The organism is Tardiphaga sp. 768_D3_N2_1, from assembly GCF_052076105.1.
In the GTDB taxonomy this organism is placed as follows: Bacteria; Pseudomonadota; Alphaproteobacteria; order Rhizobiales; family Xanthobacteraceae; genus Tardiphaga.
Genome location: NZ_CP197245.1, coordinates 1,375,701 through 1,398,372 on the forward strand (window position 1 = coordinate 1,375,701; position 22,672 = coordinate 1,398,372).

General features: G+C 63.2%; 18 protein-coding genes. 9 read left to right on the forward strand and 9 right to left on the reverse strand.

The genetic code is table 11. The features are described from left to right. Position 1 precedes the first annotated feature (1 nt). The 7 genes from AB8A27_RS06320 to AB8A27_RS06350 all read right to left on the reverse strand — a co-directional run bounded on the left by AB8A27_RS06320 (position 2) and on the right by AB8A27_RS06350 (position 8,600). Positions 2 to 697: an ABC transporter ATP-binding protein gene (locus AB8A27_RS06320; protein ID WP_092147547.1), complete on the reverse strand. Its 696-nt coding sequence runs from the start codon at positions 695 to 697 to the stop codon at positions 2 to 4. After that, complete coding sequence (locus tag AB8A27_RS06325; protein WP_441241176.1) at positions 697 to 1,446, reverse strand: ABC transporter ATP-binding protein; 750 nt, start codon at positions 1,444 to 1,446, stop codon at positions 697 to 699. Before AB8A27_RS06325 ends, AB8A27_RS06320 begins: the two co-directional genes overlap by 1 nt. Next, on the reverse strand, positions 1,443 to 2,756 hold the full coding sequence (locus AB8A27_RS06330) for a branched-chain amino acid ABC transporter permease (RefSeq protein WP_441241177.1): 1,314 nt from the start codon (positions 2,754 to 2,756) through the stop codon (positions 1,443 to 1,445). Before AB8A27_RS06330 ends, AB8A27_RS06325 begins: the two co-directional genes overlap by 4 nt. Continuing rightward, positions 2,753 to 3,700 (reverse strand): branched-chain amino acid ABC transporter permease, encoded by a 948-nt coding sequence (locus AB8A27_RS06335; protein ID WP_441241178.1) that lies wholly within the window; start codon positions 3,698 to 3,700, stop codon positions 2,753 to 2,755. The genes AB8A27_RS06330 and AB8A27_RS06335 overlap by 4 nt, the downstream gene beginning before the upstream one ends. Before the next feature lie 198 nt (positions 3,701 to 3,898). Next, positions 3,899 to 5,131, reverse strand: a complete 1,233-nt coding sequence (locus AB8A27_RS06340; protein ID WP_441241179.1) for a branched-chain amino acid ABC transporter substrate-binding protein — start codon at positions 5,129 to 5,131, stop codon at positions 3,899 to 3,901. Between the two features lie 128 nt (positions 5,132 to 5,259). Continuing rightward, positions 5,260 to 7,704 (reverse strand): CoA transferase, encoded by a 2,445-nt coding sequence (locus tag AB8A27_RS06345; protein WP_441241180.1) that lies wholly within the window; start codon positions 7,702 to 7,704, stop codon positions 5,260 to 5,262. Positions 7,705 to 7,763: 59 nt separating this feature from the next. Next, positions 7,764 to 8,600 carry a uroporphyrinogen-III synthase gene (locus tag AB8A27_RS06350; RefSeq protein WP_441241181.1) on the reverse strand — a complete coding sequence of 279 codons (837 nt, stop codon included), beginning with the start codon at positions 8,598 to 8,600 and terminating at the stop codon, positions 7,764 to 7,766. Positions 8,601 to 8,759: 159 nt separating this feature from the next. Between AB8A27_RS06350 and purU the strand changes: the two genes are divergently transcribed. Further along, on the forward strand, positions 8,760 to 9,620 hold the full coding sequence (gene purU / locus AB8A27_RS06355; protein ID WP_439068159.1) for a formyltetrahydrofolate deformylase: 861 nt from the start codon (positions 8,760 to 8,762) through the stop codon (positions 9,618 to 9,620). A gap of 33 nt (positions 9,621 to 9,653) precedes the next feature. Here purU and AB8A27_RS06360 read toward each other — a convergent pair whose 3' ends face one another. Continuing rightward, positions 9,654 to 9,920 carry a hypothetical protein gene (locus AB8A27_RS06360; protein WP_441241182.1) on the reverse strand — a complete coding sequence of 89 codons (267 nt, stop codon included), beginning with the start codon at positions 9,918 to 9,920 and terminating at the stop codon, positions 9,654 to 9,656. 295 nt (positions 9,921 to 10,215) lie between these two features. Between AB8A27_RS06360 and AB8A27_RS06365 the strand changes: the two genes are divergently transcribed. The 3 genes from AB8A27_RS06365 (at position 10,216) to AB8A27_RS06375 (ending at position 16,616) form a co-directional block, all read left to right on the forward strand. Further along, positions 10,216 to 13,344 (forward strand): autotransporter outer membrane beta-barrel domain-containing protein, encoded by a 3,129-nt coding sequence (locus AB8A27_RS06365; RefSeq protein ID WP_441241183.1) that lies wholly within the window; start codon positions 10,216 to 10,218, stop codon positions 13,342 to 13,344. 171 nt (positions 13,345 to 13,515) lie between these two features. Next, positions 13,516 to 15,183, forward strand: a complete 1,668-nt coding sequence (locus tag AB8A27_RS06370) for an autotransporter-associated beta strand repeat-containing protein (RefSeq protein WP_441241184.1) — start codon at positions 13,516 to 13,518, stop codon at positions 15,181 to 15,183. Further along, a complete protein-coding gene (locus AB8A27_RS06375) occupies positions 15,180 to 16,616 on the forward strand; it encodes an autotransporter outer membrane beta-barrel domain-containing protein (RefSeq protein WP_441241185.1) in 1,437 nt (478 codons plus the stop codon). Before AB8A27_RS06370 ends, AB8A27_RS06375 begins: the two co-directional genes overlap by 4 nt. Before the next feature lie 539 nt (positions 16,617 to 17,155). On the opposite strand, the gene AB8A27_RS06380 is transcribed toward AB8A27_RS06375, so the two are convergent. Further along, complete coding sequence (locus AB8A27_RS06380) at positions 17,156 to 17,647, reverse strand: MarR family winged helix-turn-helix transcriptional regulator (RefSeq protein WP_441241186.1); 492 nt, start codon at positions 17,645 to 17,647, stop codon at positions 17,156 to 17,158. A 232-nt stretch (positions 17,648 to 17,879) separates the two neighbouring features. On the opposite strand from AB8A27_RS06380, the gene AB8A27_RS06385 reads away from it, so the two are divergent. The 5 genes from AB8A27_RS06385 (at position 17,880) to AB8A27_RS06405 (ending at position 22,628) form a co-directional block, all read left to right on the forward strand. Further along, entirely contained in the window at positions 17,880 to 19,049 is a 1,170-nt protein-coding gene (locus tag AB8A27_RS06385) for an ABC transporter substrate-binding protein (RefSeq protein WP_441241187.1), read from the forward strand. Between the two features lie 191 nt (positions 19,050 to 19,240). Then, complete coding sequence (locus tag AB8A27_RS06390; RefSeq protein ID WP_441241188.1) at positions 19,241 to 20,107, forward strand: branched-chain amino acid ABC transporter permease; 867 nt, start codon at positions 19,241 to 19,243, stop codon at positions 20,105 to 20,107. 52 nt (positions 20,108 to 20,159) lie between these two features. After that, positions 20,160 to 21,158 carry a branched-chain amino acid ABC transporter permease gene (locus tag AB8A27_RS06395; RefSeq protein WP_441244841.1) on the forward strand — a complete coding sequence of 333 codons (999 nt, stop codon included), beginning with the start codon at positions 20,160 to 20,162 and terminating at the stop codon, positions 21,156 to 21,158. Further along, positions 21,155 to 21,907, forward strand: a complete 753-nt coding sequence (locus AB8A27_RS06400; protein ID WP_068738181.1) for an ABC transporter ATP-binding protein — start codon at positions 21,155 to 21,157, stop codon at positions 21,905 to 21,907. The genes AB8A27_RS06395 and AB8A27_RS06400 overlap by 4 nt, the downstream gene beginning before the upstream one ends. Further along, positions 21,900 to 22,628, forward strand: coding sequence for an ABC transporter ATP-binding protein (locus AB8A27_RS06405; RefSeq protein WP_441241189.1), 729 nt, complete (start codon positions 21,900 to 21,902; stop codon positions 22,626 to 22,628). Before AB8A27_RS06400 ends, AB8A27_RS06405 begins: the two co-directional genes overlap by 8 nt. Positions 22,629 to 22,672 lie beyond the last annotated feature (44 nt).

Below are 22,672 nucleotides of genomic sequence, written 5' to 3' on the forward strand. Positions count from 1 at the left end.
CTCAGACTTCCAGCCATTCCCTGCGCACGGCGTCATTGGCCTTGAGTTCGGCGGGCGTGCCTTCGAACACGATACGGCCGTGGCCCATCACATAGACCCGGTGCGAGATGCGCAGCGCGATCGACAGTTTCTGCTCGACCAGCAGGATCGCGACGCCGCGGCGCGCGATCTCGGCGATGAGATCGCCAACCTGCTGCACGATGATCGGCGCGAGGCCTTCGGTCGGCTCGTCGATCATCACCAGTTCAGGATCGCCCATCAGCGTGCGGCAGATCGTCAACATCTGCTTCTCGCCGCCGGACAGCACGCCGGCCGCAGTGTCCGCGCGGGCGGCAAGGTTCGGGAACATGCCGAGCATGTCATCGAGCTTCCACTTGCCGGGATGACGCGGATCCTTGATCCCCAGCATCAGGTTCTGCCGCACCGTGAGGCCCGGGAAGATGTCGCGATGCTCCGGCACGTAGCCGAGGCCGAGATGCGCGATCTTGAAGCTCGGCAGGCCGGCGATATTGGTGCCCTTGAAGGTGATCGTGCCGTGCGGCGGCACTTCACCCATGATGGCCTTCACGGTGGTCGAACGCCCGACGCCGTTGCGGCCGAGCAGGCTGACCACTTCGCCGCCATCGATATGCAGGTCGACGCCCTGCAGGATGTGGCTCTTGCCGTAATAGGCGTGCAGGTCCTGAACTTGCAGCATCAGGCAGCCTCCTCGCCGAGATAGGCTTCCTTGACCTTCGGATTGCCGCGGATTTCCTCCGGCGTGCCCGAGGCGATGATCTGGCCGTAAACGAGAACCGAGATGCGGTCGGCGAGGCCGAATACCACGCTCATATCGTGTTCTACGATCAAAAGCGTGCGTCCTTCAGTGAGACGTCGGATCAGCGCCACGGCGCGTTCTGTTTCGGCATGGCTCATGCCGGCGGTGGGCTCGTCCAGCAGAATGACGTCGGCGCCGCCGGCAATGGTGATGCCGATTTCAAGCGCGCGCTGTTCGGCATAGGTCAACAGACCCGCGGGGACGTCCCGGCGCGACACGAGATTGATATCCTGCAGGATCTGCGCGGTGCGGTCGCGCACCTCGGGCAGGTTGTCGACATTCTTCCAGAACGCGTAACGATGCCCGGTGGCCCACAGCACGGCGCAGCGCAGGTTCTCCCACACGCTCATCTTGGCGAAGACGTTGGTGACCTGAAAGCTGCGCGACAGCCCGCGGCGATTGATCTGGAAAGGCGGCAGGCCGGAGATCACATGATCGCGCAGCAGGATGCTGCCGACTGATGGTTTCATATAGCCTGATATCAGATTGAACAGCGTCGACTTGCCGGCGCCGTTGGGGCCGATCAGCGCGTGGCGTTCGCCTTGCGCGACCGTCAGGTTGACGTTGCGGATCACGGAGGTGATGCCGAAGGTCTTTTCGACGCCGCGCAGTTCAATGGCGGTGCTCATGCGGCCACTCCCTTCTCGCGCGCTGTGGTGAGGGCGTCGTCCCAGCTTGCCGCGACGCGTGCCCATGTCCTGCGCGCGATCATGAAGCCGCCAATCAGAAGCACAGCCGCAACGACCCAGATCGCAGGGTTCGCCGCATCGAACGGGATCCCGAACGCCTTGATATGTGAGTCTTCGCCGGGATTGACGGTGAAGTGCACGATGGTCTCGATCCCCAGCATCAGGCCGGTGATCATTGCCAGCGTCGGTATGAAGGCAACGAGATAGCTTGGCAGCACCTGGCCGAGCGTGCCGGCCTTCAGCAGCGGACGATGCATCATCAACAGGCCGGTGATACCGCCGGGCGCGAACATCACCACGGCGATGAAAATCAGGCCGAAATAGAGCTGCCAGACCTGCGTGAGATCGCTGAGTCCCAATGACAGCAGCGTCACGAAGATCGCGCCGACGATCGGGCCGATGAAGAAGCCGACACCGCCGATATAGGTGGCGAACAACACGGTGCCGGATTGTACGGCGCCGAGATAGGCCGAATTGGCGATCTCAAAATTGATTGCGGCCAGTGCGCCGGCAATCCCTGCGAACAGGCCGGAGAAGCAGAAGGCGATGTAGCGGATGATATGCGGGTCGTAGCCGACGAATTGGACGCGTTCCGGATTGTCGCGGACTGCGTTGCACATGCGCCCCAATGGGGTGCGGGTGAGCGCGTACATGGCGATGACGGCGATCAATGTCCACGCCGCGACGAGATAGTAGATCTGGATCTGCGGGCCGAAGCTCCAGTCGAACAGACGCAGGACCTTGGTGCGGTTGGCAGAGACGCCGGCTTCACCGCCGAAGAAAGTGCGTAGAATCAGCGCGGAGGATGCGACGAGTTCGGCGACGCCAAGCGAGATCATCGCAAAGGCCGTGCCGGAGCGTCGCGTCGACACCCAGCCGAGCAGCATGGCGAAGATCAGTCCGGCCACACCGCCGACGAGCGGTACCAGCGGCAGCGGGATCGCAAACTTGTTCTTGGCGATGATGTTGATGGCGTGGATCGCCAGAAAGCCGCCGAGGCCATAATAGACCGCGTGGCCGAACGACAGCATGCCGGTCTGTCCGAGCAGGATGTTGTAGGACAGCGAGAAGATGATCGAAATGCCGATCAGGCTGAAGGTGGTCAGCGATCCGCCCGACGAAAACAGTTTCGGCAGCAGCAGGAGGATCAGCACTACCGCGATCCAGATGCCGTAGAATTTCAGCCGGTCGGAGGCGGCGGGGCGGGGCGGCGCGATGGTGGCCGGAATTTTGGCGATGGCGTCGCTCATGTGTCGCGTGTTCCCAGGAGGCCCATCGGGCGGAAGATCAGGATCAGCACCAGCAGCACATAGGGCATGATCGGTGCGATCTGGGCGACGGTGACGTTCCAGATGTCGGACAGCCATGTGGTGGCGTAGTCCGGGCTGAGCGGGCCGAAGGCGCCGGCCAGCGAGCCGTTCATCGAGACGGCGAAGGTTTGCACCAAGCCGATCAGCAGTGAGGCAATGAAGGCGCCGGGCAGCGAGCCGAGGCCGCCGACCACGACGACCACGAACAGGATCGGTCCGAGCAGACCGGCCATGTTTGATTGCGTCACCAGCGCCGGACCTGCGATCACGCCGGCCACGGCGGCCAGCGCTGTTCCGACGCCGAACACCAGCATGAAGATGCGACCGACATTGTGCCCGAGATGGCCGACCATATGCGGATGGGTCAGCGCCGCCTGCACGATCAGGCCGATGCGCGTGCGCTTCAGCACCACCAGCAATCCGATGAAGATTACGATGGAGATGACCAACATGAAGATCTTGAAGGCCGGATAGTTTGTCGAGAACAGCGTGAAGGCGGGGAAGTCGAGTAGCGGCGGTACGCGGAAATCGACCGGGCTCTTGCCCCAGATGATCTGCACGATCTCTTCAATCGCAAAGGCAAGGCCGAAGGTGAACAGCAGTTCTGCGACATGGCCGTTCTTGTGGACGTGCCGCAGGCCGTAGCGCTCGACGGCTGCGCCGAGTGCACCGGCCAGCAGCGGTGCGATGATCAGCGCTGGCCAGAAACCGAACCAGCGGCTGATCTGAAAGCCGAAGAACGCGCCGAGCATGTAGAAACTGGCATGGGCGAAGTTCAGTACGCCAAGCATGCTGAAAATCACCGTCAGGCCGGAGGCCATCAGGAACAGCAGCATGCCGTAGAGGACGCCGTTGAGCGTGGAGATGACGATCAGTTCAAGCACGAATGACCTCGGTATGTGAACGGTCAGTCAGAAGTAAAACGCCGTCATGGCCGGGCAGCGCGAAGCGAGCTTCGCTAGATGTCCCGGCCATCTACGTCTTGGACGCAAGCAAGGGAGGCGTGGATGCCCGGGACGAGCCCGGGCATGACGGAGTTTGTGGTGGGCTCCGTTGTCACACCCATAGCTGAGGCGTCCGCCTTACGGCCGTTCCATCTTGCAGGTTGTCGGCAGCACCGTCTGCGGCGTGTCGATCTTGGCGGCCAGCTTCCAGCCCCAGCCGGTCTTTTCTTCGTCGAACGGCTCCTTGTCGGTGCGCTCGCCGAACGAGGCGATATACATCGGCTGGAAGAACTGATGGTCGTCCTTGCGCATCGTTCCCTTGCCGCCGTCGAACACTTCGAACTCCATGCCTTCGAGGGCTGCGGCCACCTTCGCCGGATCGAGCGACTTGGCCTTCTCGGCAGCCGCGGCGAACATGCGCATCTCGTTCACAGCGCGCGGATAGAACAGGCTGAAGTCATATTTCGCGCGCAGCGCCTTTTCGAACACGTCGGCCGAGGCGTGGCCCAGATTCGGGATGCCTTCGGCGACCTGGAATACCTGATGGTTCAGGCCAGCCTGCTTCACTGCCGTTGGACCACCGGTGCCACCGGCATAGTAGGTAAACCAATTCACCTTCAGCCCGGCGTCGGCCGCCGCCTTCAGCAGCAGCGCGAAGTCCTGGCCCCAGTTGCCGGTGATGACCGTGTCGGCGCCCGACGCCTTGATCTTGGCGATATACGGCGCGAAGTCGGTGATCTTGAGCAGCGGATGCTTTTCGTCGCCGACGATCTCGATGTCCGGACGCTTGGTCTTCAGCATCGCGCGCGCCGTCGTGCGGACGGATTCACCGAACGAGTAGTCCTGATTGATCAGGTACAGCTTCTTGATGCTGGGAACGCCCTTCATGTAGTTGGTGAGCGCTTCCATCTTGATGTCGGAATTCGCGTCCCAGCGGAAATGCCAGAAGCTGCATTTGTCGTTGGTCAGCACCGGATCGACCGCGGCATAGTTGAAGTACAGAACTTCCTTGCCGGGATTGCGTTCGTTGAACTTGGTGACGAAGTCCGACAGCGCGCCGGCGACCGACGAGCCGTTGCCCTGGGTGATGTAGCGGATGCCGCCATCGATCGCTTTCTGCGCCTGGATCAGGCTTTCCTGCGGATTGGTCTTGTTGTCCAAAGGCACAATCTCGACCTTCTTGCCGAGAATGCCGCCCTTGGCGTTCAATTCGTCTGCGAGAAACTGGAAGGTCTTGAGGCCGACTTCGCCGACGCTGGCGCCGCCGCCGGACAGTGGATCGATGTAACCGATCTTCACAGTCTCCTGCGCCATCGCCGTGCTGCCGAGCAACGGCAGCGCAATGGACGCAATGAGGGCTAGTTTGCGCATGGTGTTTCTCCCTGGAAGCATTTGTGCTGACCGTTTTCGCGACGCCGAATCTTTTGATCCATCCGCCGCTGGCCTTAGGTCGGGAGTGTGAGCCAAGGCAGTAGAAGCTGCAAGCCTCACTTGCACTATCAATTAGGCTTGGGCGCAGCTTTCGCTTTCTTGGATATTGCCGTGTCGCCGATGATTTCCGCAGCGCGCAATTCGTCGATTTCGGCTGCGCTGAGGCCCAGGATGTCGCACAGGACTTCCTCATTGTGCTGGCCGAGCGTCGGCGCCAGACGCTCGATGGGGTAGGGCAATTTTGCACTGCCTTCGCGATAGGCAACGGAGGGCAGCAGATGCGCGCCCATAAATACCTTGGTCACCGGCTGCCAGTGGCCGACCGCGAGCAGGTGCGGATCGCCGGCCAGGTCCAGCGGCAGTCGCGCAGTACCGGCAGGCACACCGGCGTCCTGCAGCGTCACCATCGCGAGGTCAGGCCGCACGGTCGTCGTCCAATGCCGGACCGCGACCTCGATACGGTCCTCTTCGGCGCGGCGTCCCTCGGTGGTGGCAAGTGCGACATCTTCAGCCAGGTCGTTGCGATGCATCACCTTGCACAGCGCCTGCCATTCCTCGTCGCTGCGTACGGCAATGGTGATCCACTGGTCTTCGCCGAGACACGGGAAGCAGCCATTCGGCACGAAGCGCGGATGCCGGTTGCCGATGCGTGGGCCGGATTTTCCGGTGGCAGATTGTTCGATGACAGAGGGGGCGACCAGCGGCAGCAGGGCCTCGGTGGCGCTGAGATCGATGTGCTGCCCCTGGCCGGTGTTCTTCTGATGCATGAAGCCGAGCATCAATGCCGCCGCAGCACTGACGCCACCGAAGGGATCGCCGAGCGCGGCATGCAGCATGGTCGGCGGATCGCCCTCGCGGCCGGTGACGGAAGGAAGGCCGGATGCCTGTTCCAGCGTCGAGCCATAGGCGCGCACGCCGCTCCATGGGCCGGTCATGCCGAAGGCCGGCATGGTCACGACGACGAGACGTGGATTGATCTTGTGCATCGCTGCCGCATCGAGACCCATGCGCGGCAGTACATCGGCAGCATAGTTGTCGATCACCGCATCGGCACCGGCGAGCAATTGCTTCAGCAGCTCCTTGCCGCGGGGATTGGTGAGATCCAGCGTGATGCCGCGCTTGTTGCGGTTCATCTGCTGAAACCAGTAGATCTTCTCGTAGGTGCGTTCCGGAAAATACGGCCCGCGTGGATCGGTGCCGCGAAACCAGTCGGGATACTGACAGGACTCGACCTTGATGACGTCGGCGCCGAGATCGCCCATCTGCCGTGTTGCCGATGGACCGGCCCAACCCATGGTGAGATCGATAATGCGCAAGCCTTTCAGCGGCTGCGGATCATCCGGCGTTGCTTGCCGTGCCGCGACGCGTCGATGCGCGGGCAGGGCGTCGATTGTGTCATCGCCGGCAAATGGCGCGCGGCCATTCGGCCTCGGCCGCGAGCCGGTGAGTGTCTGCGGCAGCACCGGCGCATCGAATGATGCGGTGCCAATCTCGACTTTCGCGAAGGCGCCGCGATCGCGATAGTATTGCTGCTTCAGCAGCGTCTCCATGTCCGGCACGACAGCGAGCGGAAGGCGCAGCGCGATGCCCATCTCGAACCATTCGTTGGCGCTCTTGTGCATCAGGATGGGTTGGAAGATATCGAACAGCGCCTTGGAATTATTGGTGCGTGCGAGGCCGTCGTTGAATTGCGGTTCGGTTTCCAATTCGGGAAGGCCGAGCATCACGCAGAATGCGGCCCATTGCGCCGGTGTCACGACGGTGATGCCCAGCCAGCCATCTTTGGTCGGAAAATTGCCGACGGGATAGCCGCGGCCGAAGCGATTGAGGGCCATGCGGGGCCGTGTGAACCCGACCTCCAGTGCGAGGCCGGTATCGAATTCGCTGATCTGCAGCATCGCCTCATGTGCGCTGACGGCAAAGCGCCGCGCGCCGGTCTTGCGATCATACATGCCGGCCAGCGTCGGAATGAAAGCGGTGAGGCCGGCCATGACGGCGATCTGTCCGTCGCGCGGCAGCACCGGCGGGCCTTCCTGCGCCCCGACCAGTTTCACGCTGCCCGCGAGACTGCGACAGACGGAGTCCGTTGCCTCATAGTTGCTGTAGAGCCCGTGTTCGCCGAACCATGAAATCGCGGTGATGGCGAGACCAGGTTGTTCCTTGCACAGGTCGTCATGCGTCAAGAGCGACTTGGGAATCTCCGACGGGGCACGTGCATCGAGCAGCAGATCGCATGTCGTCAGCAACTCACGAACGCGTGCGACATCATCAGGCTTGTCGAGATCGGCGATGACACTGCGCTTGTTGGTATTCAGCCAGGCGAAATATCCGCTCTCGCGGCGGCCATTGCCGACATCGACGAGCGGCGAATAGGTCCGCGCAGGATCGCCGCCTGATGGCTCGATCTTGATGACCTCAGCGCCGAAATCGGAAAACAGTTTGCCGCAGTAATCCAGCGTATCGCCGGATCCGATTTCCACGACACGCAATTCCGATAGTGGCAAGTTTGGCATTTCCGCCCGATCATTTTTATTGGTCGGGGCATCATGTCGAGATGCGTGCGGGCGTCAAGTCATTCGGCGCGCGCTGCAGATTTGCCGAGTGCGATCGACATCGCAGAGATCAGCGGTTTCATGAAGAACGCATCATTCGCCGGAGTGATATCTGCCTCGAGGCCGTATGATCTCAATTCGTCAGACACGACCGGACCAACCGATGCGATCGGAGTTTTCGCAAGTGCACTGCGCAATTGGTCGTCGCGGCCGTGTGCCTTCGCAGCATCGACGAGACGGCGAACCTGACCTGAACTGGTGAGCGCGATCGCATCGACGCGGTCTGCTTCCATCTCGTCGATGGCCGAGAGGATGTTGGTTTCGGCTGCCTTGGAATCGTAGACGTAAGGCAGCACGGTATCGACCTCGGCACCGCAGGAGGTGATCGCTGATATCAGAACGCTGTGATCCTTCTCGGGATAGAGCTGCAGGCCCAGGCGATGACCCTTGAGATCGAGCCGCGACAGCATCTCGGCGATGCCTTCGGAGGTCGGCTTCTCGGTCGTAACATCGGCTTCGAGTCCGATCTCACGCAAGGCGCGCCCGGGCTTTGGGCCGCGGGCAAACTTGCGGGATTTGCCGACTGCGGCGACGAACTCTTTTTCGATGCCGCGTTGGCGCACGATTTTCATGATCCGGCGCAGCCCTTCGCCGGTCATCAAAACGAGGTCGTCGAAGGGGTTCGCGATGAAGCGGCCAATCCAGGCCTCGACCGGAGCAGGGTCTGGCGTGTCCTCGATGGTGAACATCGGACATTGCAGCACATCCGCGCCCTGTTCGGTCAGCAGGCGGGAGAACTGCGCTTCCTCGCGGGTCTCCAGGATCAGGATGCGGTAACCGTTGAGCTTGTCAGCCATCTCTGTTTTCTGCCTGTTTTCGCACGTTAATTCGCTGGCAATGACGTCCATATTGCAGCGCGCAATTGGATTGGCGCAAGCTTGCTTCGGATGATAGAGCAGGGCTCCAATTTCCGCTTCACTTGAAGCTGATCAGCTCGCCCCAGGTTCTTATAAGCCATGTCCCATCAATTCGTCCTGACCCTGTCCTGCCCAGACCGCCCTGGCATCGTTTCCGCGGTATCGACCTTCCTGGCCCAAAATGGCCAGAACATTCTCGATGCCCAGCAGTTCAACGATGTCGAGACCGGCCACTTCTTCATGCGCGTCGTATTCAATGCCGCGGATGTGAATGTCGAGCTGGCGGCGCTGAAGACCGGCTTCGGGGCCATTGCCGAGCGCTTCAAGATGGACTGGCAGATGCGGGACCGGGCGACCCGTCGCCGCGTCATGCTGCTGGTGTCGAAGTCCGATCACTGCCTCGTCGATATCCTGTATCGCTGGCGTACCGGCGATCTCGACATGATCCCGACCGCGATCGTCTCGAACCATCCGCGCGACGCCTTCAAGGATCTCGATTTCGGCGACATCCCGTTCCACCACATGCCGATCACCAAGGAGACCAAGCGCGAGCAGGAGCAGGCGATCTGGGATCTGGTCGGCACGACCGAGACCGAGCTCGTGGTGCTGGCGCGTTACATGCAGATCCTGTCCGACGAGATGTCGGCGAAACTCTCCGGCAAGTGCATCAACATCCACCATTCGTTCCTGCCGGGCTTCAAGGGCGCGCGGCCCTATCACCAGGCCCACGCGCGCGGCGTCAAGCTGATCGGCGCGACCGCGCATTACGTGACCAGCGATCTCGACGAAGGTCCGATCATCGATCAGGATGTCGAGCGCATTAGCCACCGCGACACGCCGGAAGAACTGGTGGCCAAGGGCCGTGACATCGAGCGCCGCGTGCTGGCGCGCGCCGTGCGCTATCACCTCGAGGATCGCGTGATCCTCAACGGCAAGAAGACCGTCGTTTTCATGAACTGAGCGACGCCGTCGCGGCGCCGGACGATGGCGCGATCAGCGAACAGCCTCTGCGGAGGGCGATGTGGCGGGGTCAGGCCCCGTCATGGCGCCGGATTGCTGCTGCTCATGCCGCTTCGCATAGGCGTCGTATTCGGGAGAGCCCGGACGCGGCGGCGCATCGGCTGGCAATCCGCCAGCCCATGCCGGGATCAGATCGGCCATGCCGCCGGCCATGAACGAACTGATGGAGCCACAACCGCCAAGGCTGCAGGACAGCAACACGAAGCAAACAAAAGCGGGGACGCGGCGGGATACTGACATGGCGATAACATCGTTTGAGGCGGTCTGCGAAGTGTAACGGCTTTGCGCCGTCATTTGCCGAGAATTGACGGCAAATCCATGATCAAATGTTACTGAGTGTGGCTCGGCGGCCTCAGTGCGCCGGCAATCTCGCTGCCAAAAGCCGACCAGCTCCTCCAGTCGCTTGCGGTGAGAAATAATGAGGCGACTACGCGGTAGCATCATGCCATAATTGATTCGAGTGCATCAACTCACCGCGCTCTCTGCGTTGAATTGCAATGGGTGGCGGGTAGCGATGCGGGTTTTGAAGCAACGAGTGGCGTGCTGCTGGCTCGCCCACCTTGTCGCCGCAACGGCGCTGGTCCTGACGACGCTGCCGGTGGCAGCGCAGGACGCAACCTGGCTGACCGCGCCTGGTTCGGGCGACTTCAACACAGCAGCGAACTGGGGCCCGGCCGTGGTGCCGACCGGCACCGCGTTCTTCGGTACGTCCGGCGTCGCCGCGCTGTCATTTTCGGCCTCTACGACCCTCGGCGGCTGGACCTTCAATGCCGGTGCTTCGGCTTACAGCTTCACCGTCGGCAGCAGTCTCTTTTTCGCCGGCGCCGGCATCGTCGTCAATGGCGGCTCAGTCGACATCACCAACAACAGCGTCATGACTTTCGCCAACTCCAGCACGGCCGGCAGTGCTTCCATCGCCAACAACTTCCAACTGCAATTCATCAATACCAGCACGGCCGGCAACGCGGCCATCACCAATGGCGCGGCGGGCACCACGGATTTCGGCGGATCGACCGGCCCCAATAGCGACAACAAGCTCAGCGCCGGCTCGATCAACGGCGGCGGCACTTTTAGGCTGGGCCAGAACGAACTGACGGTCGGCGGCAACAACCTCTCGACCAACGTCACCGGCGTCATAGCCGACGGCGGCACCGGCGGCTCGCTGGTCAAAACCGGCACCGGCACGATGATCCTGTCCGGGATTAACACCTACACCGGCGGCACCACCTTCGCCGGCGGCACCATCAGCGTCGCGCAGGATGCCAACCTCGGTGGTGCAGCGGGTGCGCTGACCTTCAATGGCGGTGTCCTCCAAATCACCGGCACGACATTCAATTCGACCGCACGCACCATCAATTGGGGCGCGGGTGGCGGCGGCTTCGACATCGCCAATGCCGCCAACACATTCGAACTCACCCAGGACCTCACCGGCGCTGGCGGCTTGATCAAGCGCGGCGCCGGCACGCTGCTGCTGTCCGGCACCAACGACTATAGCGGCGTCACCTCAATCGAGGCCGGCACGCTGCAACTGTCGCCGTCCGCGGGCATGCCAAGCATGAACAGCCGTCACGATATCGCGGCCGGCGCGACCCTCGATCTCAATGGCAGCCTGTTCGCCGCCATCGGCTCGCTTTCGGGCGCCGGCACGGTGACGACGACGGCGGGCGATGCCCGGCTGGTCACCGCGATGGACAGCACGACATCCACCTTCGCCGGCACGATCAAGGACGGCGCGGCCGGGAAGGTCGAAGTCTGGATCGGCGGCTTCGGCAGCACGGGCACTGCGATCTTCACGGGCACCAACACCTATACCGGCGGCACCACCATCTGCGACTGCGTCACGCTGCAGCTCGGCAATGGCGGCACCACCGGCTCCATCATCGGCGATGTCGATAATGGGGGCACGCTGATCTTCAACCGCTCCAACACCTACACATTCGCCGGCGTCATCAGCGACAGCCTCGGCACCGGCAAACTGATCCAGGCCGGTCAAGGCAACACCATCCTCACCGGGCTCAACACCTATACCGGCGAGACCATTGTCAATGCCGGCAAGCTCAGCGTCAACGGTTCGATCGCACCGTCGTCGCTGACCACGGTGAATTCAGGCGGCACGCTCGGCGGCAACGGTTTTGTCGGCGACACGCTGATCAATGGCGGCACGCTGGCGCCGGGCAATTCGATCGGCACGCTCACCGTCAGCGGCAGCCTGACGATGACGGCGGCATCGACCTATCTGGTGCAGATCTCCGGAGCATCATCCGACAAGACGATCGTCACAGGCACGGCTACGCTTGCCGGCAAACTCGCAGTCGATCCGCTGGCGCGCCTCGCCACGACAACCACCTATACGATCCTCAATGCTGGTGCGCTCAGCGGCAGCTTCGACACGACAACCCTGCTCAACAGCTTCGCGCGCAATGCGCGGCTGAGCTATGTGAGCAACGCGGTGCTGCTGACCCTCGATCCCGGTCTGCTCAGCCCGAACGTGCCGGACAGTGCCGGCCGCAATCAGAAAGGTGTCGCAACCGCCATCGACAACGCGCTGGTGAGCGGCGGCACGATGCCGGACCAGTTCAATGCGCTGTTTGCGCTCACCGGCGATGCGCTGCGCAACGCGCTGACACAGACCTCGGGGGAGACCGCGACGGGATCGCAGCAGACGACATTCAACGCCATGACGCAGTTCATGGGCTTGATGACCGATCCGTTCAGTGCGGGCAGGGGATTCGATGCGCCGGGCGCGATGGGATATGCGGAGGCGCGTAAGCCTGCCGACGCCTTTGCGATGTTCACCAAGGCGCCGCCGTTCGAGACGCGCTGGAGCGTCTGGGCGTCGGGCTTCGGCGGCTCGCAGACCACCGACGGCAATGCGACGACGGGATCGAACACCGCGCGCAGCAGCATCGGCGGCACCGCTGTTGGCGCCGATGTGCTGTTGTCGCCGACCACCATCGCCGGTTTCTCGCTTGCGGGCGGCGGCACGAATTTCAGCGTCGTGAATGGCGGCTCTGGCCATTCCGACATGTTCCAGGCTGGCGCCTTCGTGCGCCACAGCATGTCGTCTGCCTATATCACCGCCGCGGCCGCCTATGGGTGGCAGGACATCACCACCGATCGCATCGTGACCGTCGCCGGCCTTGATCGCCTGCATGCGCAATTCAACGCGAATTCCTATTCGGCGCGTATCGAAGGCGGCAACCGTTACGTGAGTTCATGGCTCGGTGGCGTCGGCGTGACGCCCTATGTCGCCGCGCAGGTGATCGCATTCGACCTGCCGTCCTATACGGAAACCGTCAATGGCGGCGCCAGCACCTTTGCGCTGAACTATGCCGGAAAGACAGTGACCTCGACCCGTAGTGAACTCGGCCTGCGCTCTGACAAGTCCTTCGCCGTCAGCGATGCGATCCTGACGCTGCGTGGCCGTGCGGCATGGGCGCATGACTTCAACAGCGATCGCAGCGTGGCCGCGACTTTCCAATCGTTGCCCGGCGCGAGTTTTACGGTGAACGGCGCAGCGCCGGCACGCAATGCGGCGCTGACCACGGCCTCGGCCGAGATGAGTTTCATCAGCGGCCTCTCGGTGGCCGCGACATTCGAAGGCGAGTTCTCTGATGTGACGCGCAGCTATGCCGGCAAGGGCGTGGTGCGTTATCAGTGGTGACGAGTAGGGCGGATTACGGCTTCGCCCAATGAGCCCTACAACCTGCTACTTCATGATAGCCGGGATATCGGTAACTAACCACCCGAACCACCTTCGGTTGCGATAGGCTGTCCGTGATTCGTCGCTCGGCTGATGCCAGCAGGCGTGGACATCCGGGCCGGGGACAGCGACTTGAAAAATTTGCAGGTGATGGTGCGCGGCGACACGACGCGCACGAGCGTTGCCTTGCAGGCATCGCTGTACGGCACTCGCCATCACCTCAAGCCGAAGCTTTCGTTCGTCGCACTCGCCGCGATGTTGCTCGGCACGGCATCGGCGCTGGCCGACGGCGGAGCCGGCGGCAACAGCGCGGCGGCGGGATCGACTCTTCCCGCGCCGTTGACCGTCGGCGGCGCCGGCGGCAGCGATGGCGCGGCTGGCGGTGCCGGGAGTTCTAGCGGCCCGTGCAACGCAGGCGGCGGCGGTGGCGGCGGCGCGGGTGGCGGAGCCGGCGGCACGGGCGGCAGCACGCCCGCTGCGAGTGGCGGCAGCTCCGGCGCGGCCGGTGCAAACGCGGCGGGTCCTTCCTGCGGCGGTGGCGGCGGTGGTGGCGGCAATGGCGGCGCCAATGGACAGACCATCGCCGGGCCGTCGTCGCTCAATTCCATCATCGCCGCTGGCAACGGCGGCAATGGCGGTGCCGGTGGCAATGGCAGCGGCAATGGCAGTGGCGGCGGCGGAGGCGGTGGCGGTGCGGGCGGGAACGCCGTGTCGGTCACCGGCGCCAGTGTGATCACCCTCACCGGCGCGGCATTCCTGACCGGTGGCACGGGCGGCGCTGGCGGTGCGGGCGGACAGCTTCCCGCGGACGCCAATCTCCCCGCCATCGGCCTGGGCGGGCGTGGCGGTGACGGCGGCGCCGGCATCGCCTTCACCACGGGCGGCGCAACCCTGCTCAACGGTGGCACGATCCAGGGCGGCACCGGCGGCGTGGCCGGGCAAAATCAGGTCAATTCGCAGGGATATCTGGGCAGCGCCGGGCTCGGCGGCGCCGGCGTCACCGGCGCCGATCTAACCATCGTCAACAGCGGCGTCATCGCGTCGGGCCGCGGCGGCAACAATGGCGGCCTCGGCAACGCCATCGTCTTCACCGGCGGCAGCAATGCGCTGACCATGTTGGGTGCGGCGACGCTCACCGGCAATCTCGTCATCGCCTCCGGGCTGATGACACTGGCGCAGACCGGTGCGAGCTGGACCTATACCAATGCGATCACCGGCAGCGGTGCTGTCGCGATCAGCACGGCCGCCGGCACGACGGTCGCGCTCCAGGGTATCAACACCTATAGCGGCGGCACGACCGTGACGTCGGGCAGTACGCTGGCGATCAACAATTCGCAGTCCATCGGCACCGGCGCCCTGACGCTCCAGGCCGGCGGTACGCTGAATATGACGGCGCCCGGACTGAGCATCGACAATGCGATCCGCGTCGCCGGCATGGCGTCCATCGCCACCCAACAGGATGCCCGCATCACCGGCGCGATCGCCGACGGCCTGTCGCCCGGCGGCATCATCAAGACCGGCCCGGGGATGCTGATCCTGTCGGGCACCAGCAGCTACAGCAATCTGACGCAGGTCCAAAGCGGTATCCTGCAGGTCGACGGTTCGATCGCTGCTTCGAGCCAGGTCTCGGTGCTCAGCGGCGGTGTGCTGCAGGGCACCGGCACGGTGGGCAAGTTGCAGGTCGAAGATGGCGGCACGTTCAAGCCGGGCCTGCTCTACCTGCCGGGCTTTCCAGCCACGCTGCCGTCGGCTTTCAGCCCGGCTCCACCTATCTCGTGCAGGTCAACCCGAATGGCGTGACCTCCGTCAATGTGTCGGGCACGGCGTTTCTCGGCGGCACAGTGAAGATTGCTGCGGCGTCGGGATGGCAACACTGGACGATTATCCAGCCCATTCTGCATGCGGCCGCGCTGAATGGCACGTTTACCGGCGTCAGCGCGTCGGCCGCCTTCACCAGCAGTCTCAGCTACAGTGCCACCGACGTGACGCTGACGATCACCGGTGGCTTCGCCAGCGATGTGATCCTGTCGCGGAATCACGCGGCGCTGGTCGCCGCACATGACAGCTACTTGTACCAGGGTGGGGCGCGGCCAGCGCGCTTCGACGCGGTGCTGACCCTGAGCGGCAGCCATCTCAGCGCCGCGCTGACGCAGATTTCCGGCGAGACGCCGACCGCGACGCATCAGGCGGGGCTCAACGCGGCGACGCAGTTTCTCGGCGCGATGTCCGATCCGACCATTCCCGGCCGCGGTGGCAACGCGTCGTCGGCGGTGCCTTACGCGGAGGGCGACGCAACGGGCTCTTACGCGGCCAGCGGCAGAAGCTCCGCCCGCGATGCCTTCGCGATGATCACCAAGGCGGCGCCAATCGTGCCCGCATTTCGGCCGTTCTGGAACGTGTGGGCCGCGGGCTTCGGCGGCACCCAGACCACCGACGGCAATGCATCGGCCGGCTCGAACACGTCCACCAGCCGGATCGGCGGCGTGGCGGTCGGTGCCGACTATCATCTGTCGCCACAGACCGTCGCCGGCTTTGCGCTGTCCGGCGGCGCCACCAGCTTCAGCGTCGAGGGCGGCGGCTCGGGCCGCTCCGACCTGTTCCAGCTCGGCGGCTTCGTGCGCCACACCATCGGCTCGGCCTATGTCACGGCGGCGGCGGCCTATGGCTGGCAGGACGTCACCACCGATCGCATGGTGGCCGTGGCCGGCATAGACCAGTTGCGCGCCAACTTCACCACCAATAGCTTTTCGGCACGGCTCGAGGCTGGCCATCGTACCGTGATGCCGTGGCTCGGCGGCATCGGGCTCACGCCCTATGCCGCGGCGCAGGTGATCTATCTCGACCTGCCGGCCTATGCCGAGACCACTCTGTCGGGGCCGACGACGTTTGCGCTGGCCTATGCTGCCAAGGGCATCACCGCGCCGCGCAGCGAACTCGGCCTGCGCAGCGACAAGTCGTTTGCGATCAGCGATGCGATCCTTACCTTGCGCGGTCGGGCCGCCTGGGCGCACGACTTCAACACCGACCGCTCGGCCACGGCGACCTTTCAGGCATTGCCCGGCGCCAGCTTCGTGGTGGGCGGCGCATCGCCGGCTGCCAATGCCGCGCTCACCACGGCGGAGGCCGAGTTGCGCTTCGTCAGCGGGATCAGCGTCGGCGCGACATTCGAGGGCGAGTTCTCCGATGTCACGCGCAGCTATGCCGGCAAGGGCGTGGTGCGCTACGCGTGGTAGCAGGCGTCGGGCGGATTACCGGCCGACGACAATCCTGAAAATAATCCTTGACGCTTTTCCAGTCCAGTATATATTCCTCTCCATCCCGCTCCACTTGAGGGAGCGTTACCGGGACGCCGACTGGCGCGGGGCGGGATGTGGCGCCTGCGGGCGGGAGGAAGACGTTTCCTCACGCACTCGGGAGGCCCTGGGTCACCGTCCGGCCCCACTACGGGGGTCTGCCACTCATGCTGGCTGGACGTGGCATTGGTGAACGGCGGGAAACCGTCGGGATAAGCGGACTGCGGAGGTCTGCGCCTTTGCCCGGAAGAACGGTCCCGGGGACAGAAATCGCCACGATGGAGCGTCGAAAGGCGTTTCCGCGGCCTCTGATGTCCGGCGATCCGGACACTATGCTGCGGCACTCACTGAAGTCGCGCCTTTCGGCGCTTCATCTCCCTCATTTTGAGGGAGGCCACCGGGACTGCCACTCACGCGCACAGGCGCGGGCAAGGACGGCGCGTGGCCGCACGCAGTAGGGCGCATCCAGCCAGGTCGTCTCACGCCGTGGTCTTGCGCTTCGATGCAGCGGGTTTGCGAACCTGTACCGCATTGACCGCCGGTGCCTGTGCCAGCAGGCGGCCAAGCATGTCGATCAGCGCTTCGACTTCCTTCTCATCGAGGCAATCCAGCAGCACCTTTTCGCGGTCGAGCGCCAGTTCGATGATCCGGTCATGCAATGCGCGGCCGGATTTGGTCAGGATGACGACGCGTCTGTTGTCGCCGGTCAGGTCGCTGACCGTTACGCTGCCATTGTCCACCAGCGATTTAAGCGTGCGGCTGACCAGCCCCTTGTCGAGGTCGAAATACTGGCAAATCTCTTGTGCGGTGCACGCGTCTTCGCTGGCGAGTTTCGACAGGATTCGCCACTCGGTGACGCCGACGCCGAATTCGCGGCGATAGGCGCTCGAGGCGCCGGCAGCGAGCTTGTTGCCCAGGAAATTGATGAGCGCCGGTACATATCGTCCATGATTGATCACCGGCTTTGTCATCTTGATACGATCTGCAATCTGAAATGAACGGAAACCGAGCGACCCGTGGCTGCTTGGCTAGACTTTAGCAGCATGTCACGATGCGTCGGAATTACGCAGTTCAACAGACCGCGTTGTGTTGTCAACCCAGCCGTTGACAGGTCAACATGGCTCCGTTATCGCGGGCGATGACGTATGGGGACTATGACTTCGCGGCCGTAAAGAGCCGACATCACGTACAGAGGAGGAATTGATGCTGAGGAATTTTATTTCCGCGACCGTGACCGCCGTCAGCGTGCTGTCGATCAGCGCTTTCGCGCAGGCGCAGGAGACCGTCAAGATCGGCCTGATCGTACCGATGACCGGCGGCCAGGCTTCGACCGGCCAGCAGATCAACAACGCCATCAAGCTCTATCAGCAGAAGAACGGCGATACCGTTGCCGGCAAGAAGGTCGAGGTCATCCTTAAGGACGACGCGGCGCTGCCCGATAATACCAAGCGCCTCGCGCAGGAACTGATCGTCAACGACAAGGTCAACATCATCGCCGGCTTCGGCGTGACGCCGGCTGCGCTGGCTGCAGCGCCGCTCGCGACCCAGGCCAAGGTGCCGGAAATCGTGATGGCCGCAGGTACCTCGATCATCACCGAGCGCTCGCCCTATATCGTGCGCACCTCGTTCACGCTGGCGCAGTCCTCCACCATCATCGGCGACTGGGCCGCCAAGAACGGTATCAAGAAAGTCGCGACGCTGACCTCCGACTACGCGCCGGGCAACGATGCGCTGCAATTCTTCAAGGAACACTTCGTCGCCGGCGGCGGCGAGATCGTCGAAGAGGTCAAGGTGCCGCTGGCCAATCCCGATTTCGCGCCGTTCCTGCAGCGCATGAAGGACTCAAAGCCCGACGCTGTGTTCGTGTTCGTGCCCGCCGGGCAGGGCGGTAACTTCATGAAGCAGTATGCCGAGCGTGGCCTCGACAAGTCCGGCATCAAGGTGATCGGACCCGGCGACGTGATGGACGATGACCTGCTGAACAACATGGGCGATGCAGCGCTCGGCGCCGTGACCGCGCATCTTTATTCGGCAGCGCATCCCTCGGCGATGAACAAGGAGTTCGTTGCGGCCTACAAGAAGGCCTACAACACGCGTCCGGGCTTCATGGCGGTTGGCGGCTGGGACGGCATCCATCTCGTCTATGAAGCGCTGAAGAAGACCGGCGGCAAGGCCGACGGCGACAGCCTGATCGCAGCGATGAAGGGTGCCAAGTGGGAGAGCCCGCGCGGCCCGATCTCGATTGATCCGGATACCCGCGACATCGTGCAGAACATCTATATCCGCAAGGTCGAGAAGGTGGACGGCGAACTCTACAATGTCGAATTCGCGACCTTCGACGCCGTGAAGGATCCCGGCAAGACCAAGAAGTAAGCGACACTTTTTCCGAAGTGTAGTAAGCTCCGTCATCGATAATTTCCCTCCCCCCGCACTTGCCCGGGGAGGGGTAGGGTGGGGGCGCCCCACGCGCCGCTCTTGATGCGGCACCACCCACCCGACCGGCCTGATGGCCGGCCACCCTCCCCGCAAGGGGGAGGGAAAAGAAAGAAAGTTCGCACCGTCCCATGACCCTTCTCACCATTCTGTTCGACGGCGTCGCCTACGGCATGTTGCTGTTCGTGCTGGCGTGCGGGCTGGCGGTGACGCTGGGGTTGATGAACTTCGTCAATCTCGCCCATGGCGCTTTTGCGATGGCGGGCGGCTATGCCTGCGCCATCCTGGTCAATCGTTCCGGATTGCCTTTCTTCGCGGCCTTGCCAATTGCTTTCGTGGTGAGCGCTGCGATTGGCGCGGTGCTGGAGCGATCATTGTATCGTCATCTTTATACGCGCAGTCATCTCGATCAGGTGCTGTTCACCATCGGTCTCGTCTTCATGTCGGTGACCGCGATGGACTACTTCATGGGCTCGGCGCAGACCTTCATCCACCTGCCGGATTACCTGCAGGGGCAGATCAATCTGTTCGGCCTTGGCGTCGGGCGCTATCGCCTGATGATCATCGTTATCTGCGGGCTGCTCACCATCGCGCTGCAGATGATCCTGTCCAAGACCCGCTTCGGTAGCCGGTTGCGCGCCGCGGTCGATGATCCGCGCGCCGCGTCGGGCCTCGGCATCAACGTACCGCAGGTCTTCGCGCTGACTTTTGCGTTCGGTTGCGGGCTCGCCGGCCTGGGCGGAGCGCTTGGCGCCGAGATACTCGGCCTCGATCCGTATTTCCCGCTGAAGTTCATGATCTACTTCCTGATCGTGGTGACGGTCGGCGGTTCGTCGAGCATCACCGGGCCGTTCCTGGCCTCGCTGCTGCTGGGCATCGGCGATGTCGCCGGCAAATATTACGTGCCGAAGCTTGGCGCCTTCGTGATCTACACCATGATGATCGTGATCCTGATCTGGCGCCCGAACGGCCTGTTTGGCCGTACGGCGGCGCGGTGAGGGCGTCATGACAGCAAACAGCACCACTCATCCGGAAGTCGGCCAATTCGCCATGGCGCGCGCGCAATGGCGCTGGCCCGAGGTCGTGTTCTGGCTCGCCGCCGCAGGCTGCATTCTGCTGTTCCCGAACCGCTACCTGATCCTGACAGAAATCGCCTGGCTCGCACTGTTCGCGTTGTCGCTCGATCTCATCCTCGGCTATGCCGGCATCGTCTCGCTCGGCCATGCCGCGTTCTTCGGCTTCGGCGGCTATGCGGCGGGGTTGCTCGCATTGCACGGCATCGTCACCGAACCGGTGATCGCCCTGGTCGTGGCTGGCCTTGCTGCGATGGCGCTTGGCTTCGTGACGAGCTTTCTCGTCATGCGCGGTTCAGATCTGACGCGGCTGATGGTGACGCTCGGCATTGCGCTGTTGCTGCGCGAACTTGCCAACCGCTTTTCAAATATCACCGGCGGTTCCGATGGCCTCCAGGGCATCGAGATGGCGCCAATTCTCGGCCAATTCTCCTTCGACATCTTCGGTAAGGTCGGCTTCATCTATTGCCTCTGCGTGCTGTTCGTCCTGTTCCTGCTGGCGCGCCGCATCGTGCATTCGCCATTCGGTCTGTCGCTGCGAGCGATCCGCAACAATCCGCTGCGTGCCTCGGCCATCGGCATTCCCGTCAATCGCCGGCTGATCGCGATCTACACCATCGCCGCCTTCTATGCGGGCGTCGCCGGTGCACTCTCGACGCAAACGACGGCGCTCGCCTCGCTCGACGGTTTTGCCTTCGATCGCTCGGCCGACCTGATGCTGGTCCTGATCATCGGCGGGACCGGCTATCTCTATGGCGGGTTGATCGGTGCGGTGATCTTCAAATTGCTGCAGGAACTGTTCTCGACGATCACGCCGCAATACTGGCAGTTCTGGATCGGCGCCGTGCTGGTGGTCATCGTGCTGATCGGTCGTGATCGCATGCATCGCTGGGCAATGTTTCTGCCGCGCCTGATTGCCAGCAAGTTCCGCCGTGCCAAAACGCCGGCCGTCGCGTCGGAAGGTAAGGCGCCATGACCATCGCGCTGGAAACTGTCAATCTCGAAAAATCCTTCGGTGGGCTGCGGGTCACGCGTGACCTGTCGCTGAAGATCGAGGCAGGTGCGCGCCATGCGCTGATCGGTCCGAACGGCGCCGGCAAGACCACCGTGATCAATCTGTTGACCGGTGTGCTCAAGCCGAATTCCGGCCGCATTCTGCTCGAGGGCAACGACATCACCGGCCTGCCGGTGCACAAGCGCGTGCTGCGCGGGCTGTCGCGGACCTTCCAGATCAATCAGCTCTATCCCGACATGACGCCACTGGAGACGGTCGGTCTCGCCGTGTCCGAACATCTCGGCCATGGCAGCGACTGGTGGCGCCGGATGGGAACGCGCAGCGACGTCAATGACGAAATCGCCGAAAACCTCGCGCGCTTTCATCTACTCGACGTCATGAACGAGCCGACCGCGACATTGCCCTATGGCAAGCAGCGCCTTCTTGAGATCGCCGTCGCCATCGCCACCAAGCCGCGTGTGCTGCTGCTCGACGAGCCGGCTGCCGGTGTGCCGGAAAGCGAGCGCCACGATATTCTCTCTGCCGTCGCCAGCCTGCCGCGCGACGTCACTGTGCTGCTGATCGAGCACGACATGGATCTGGTATTTTCCTTTGCCGATCGCATCTCTGTGCTGGTCGCGGGCGCCATGCTCGTGGAAGGCCCGCCGGACGAAGTGGCGCGCGATCCGCGCGTCAAGGCCGTGTATCTGGGCGAGGGCGCCGATGTCTGACCTTCTCGACATCAATGACCTGCGCGCGGGCTATGGCGAAGCCGTGGTCATTCCGAAGATGACGCTGCAGCTCGGCGAGAGCCAGGTGCTGGCGCTGCTCGGGCGCAACGGCACCGGCAAGACCACGCTGATCAATTCCATCGTCGGCGTCACCCGCCGCTTCAGCGGCACGTTGAAGCTCGGTGGGAAGGACATCACGTCGCTGCGGCCGGACCAGCGTGCGCGGGCCGGCATTGGTTGGGTGCCGCAGGAACGCAATATCTTCCGCTCTCTCACCGTGGAAGAAAACATGACTGCGGTGGCGCAGCCTGGCCCGTGGACAGTCAAGAAGATCTACGAGATGTTTCCGCGGCTCGAGGAGCGCAAGAACAACTTCGGCAATCAGCTCTCCGGCGGCGAACAGCAGATGCTGGCGATTGGTCGTGCGCTGACGCTCAATCCGCAGGTTCTGTTGCTGGATGAGCCGACCGAAGGCCTTGCGCCGATTATCGTCGATGAATTGCTGGCAGCGCTTGGCAAGATCACACGTGCCGGCGGCATCTGTTCCATCATCGTGGAACAGAATGCACAGAAAATACTCGGGCTCGCCGATCGTGTCGTGATATTGGAACGCGGTACCGTCGTGCATGATGCAACGAGTGCAGCGTTGAAATCCGATCCCGCCGTGCTGGAGCATTTCCTCGGCGTTGCCGGTGCAGCCGGCAGCAAGAACAAACACTAAGGCCGGCACACCCGGCTGATCTGCAAACCGAGCATCCTGGAGTA

What these genes read in the sequence shown, in the direction of transcription:
- AB8A27_RS06320 (WP_092147547.1), bottom strand. Translation starts at nt 697, where the DNA reads ATGCTGCAAGTTCAGGACCTGCACGCCTATTACGGCAAGAGCCACATC.
- AB8A27_RS06325 (WP_441241176.1), bottom strand. Translation starts at nt 1,446, where the DNA reads ATGAGCACCGCCATTGAACTGCGCGGCGTCGAAAAGACCTTCGGCATC.
- AB8A27_RS06330 (WP_441241177.1), bottom strand. Translation starts at nt 2,756, where the DNA reads ATGAGCGACGCCATCGCCAAAATTCCGGCCACCATCGCGCCGCCCCGC.
- AB8A27_RS06340 (WP_441241179.1), bottom strand. Translation starts at nt 5,131, where the DNA reads ATGCGCAAACTAGCCCTCATTGCGTCCATTGCGCTGCCGTTGCTCGGC.
- AB8A27_RS06345 (WP_441241180.1), bottom strand. Translation starts at nt 7,704, where the DNA reads ATGCCAAACTTGCCACTATCGGAATTGCGTGTCGTGGAAATCGGATCC.
- AB8A27_RS06350 (WP_441241181.1), bottom strand. Translation starts at nt 8,600, where the DNA reads ATGGCTGACAAGCTCAACGGTTACCGCATCCTGATCCTGGAGACCCGC.
- purU (WP_439068159.1), top strand. Translation starts at nt 8,760, where the DNA reads ATGTCCCATCAATTCGTCCTGACCCTGTCCTGCCCAGACCGCCCTGGC.
- AB8A27_RS06360 (WP_441241182.1), bottom strand. Translation starts at nt 9,920, where the DNA reads ATGTCAGTATCCCGCCGCGTCCCCGCTTTTGTTTGCTTCGTGTTGCTG.
- AB8A27_RS06380 (WP_441241186.1), bottom strand. Translation starts at nt 17,647, where the DNA reads ATGACAAAGCCGGTGATCAATCATGGACGATATGTACCGGCGCTCATC.
- AB8A27_RS06385 (WP_441241187.1), top strand. Translation starts at nt 17,880, where the DNA reads ATGCTGAGGAATTTTATTTCCGCGACCGTGACCGCCGTCAGCGTGCTG.
- AB8A27_RS06390 (WP_441241188.1), top strand. Translation starts at nt 19,241, where the DNA reads ATGACCCTTCTCACCATTCTGTTCGACGGCGTCGCCTACGGCATGTTG.
- AB8A27_RS06395 (WP_441244841.1), top strand. Translation starts at nt 20,160, where the DNA reads ATGGCGCGCGCGCAATGGCGCTGGCCCGAGGTCGTGTTCTGGCTCGCC.
- AB8A27_RS06400 (WP_068738181.1), top strand. Translation starts at nt 21,155, where the DNA reads ATGACCATCGCGCTGGAAACTGTCAATCTCGAAAAATCCTTCGGTGGG.
- AB8A27_RS06405 (WP_441241189.1), top strand. Translation starts at nt 21,900, where the DNA reads ATGTCTGACCTTCTCGACATCAATGACCTGCGCGCGGGCTATGGCGAA.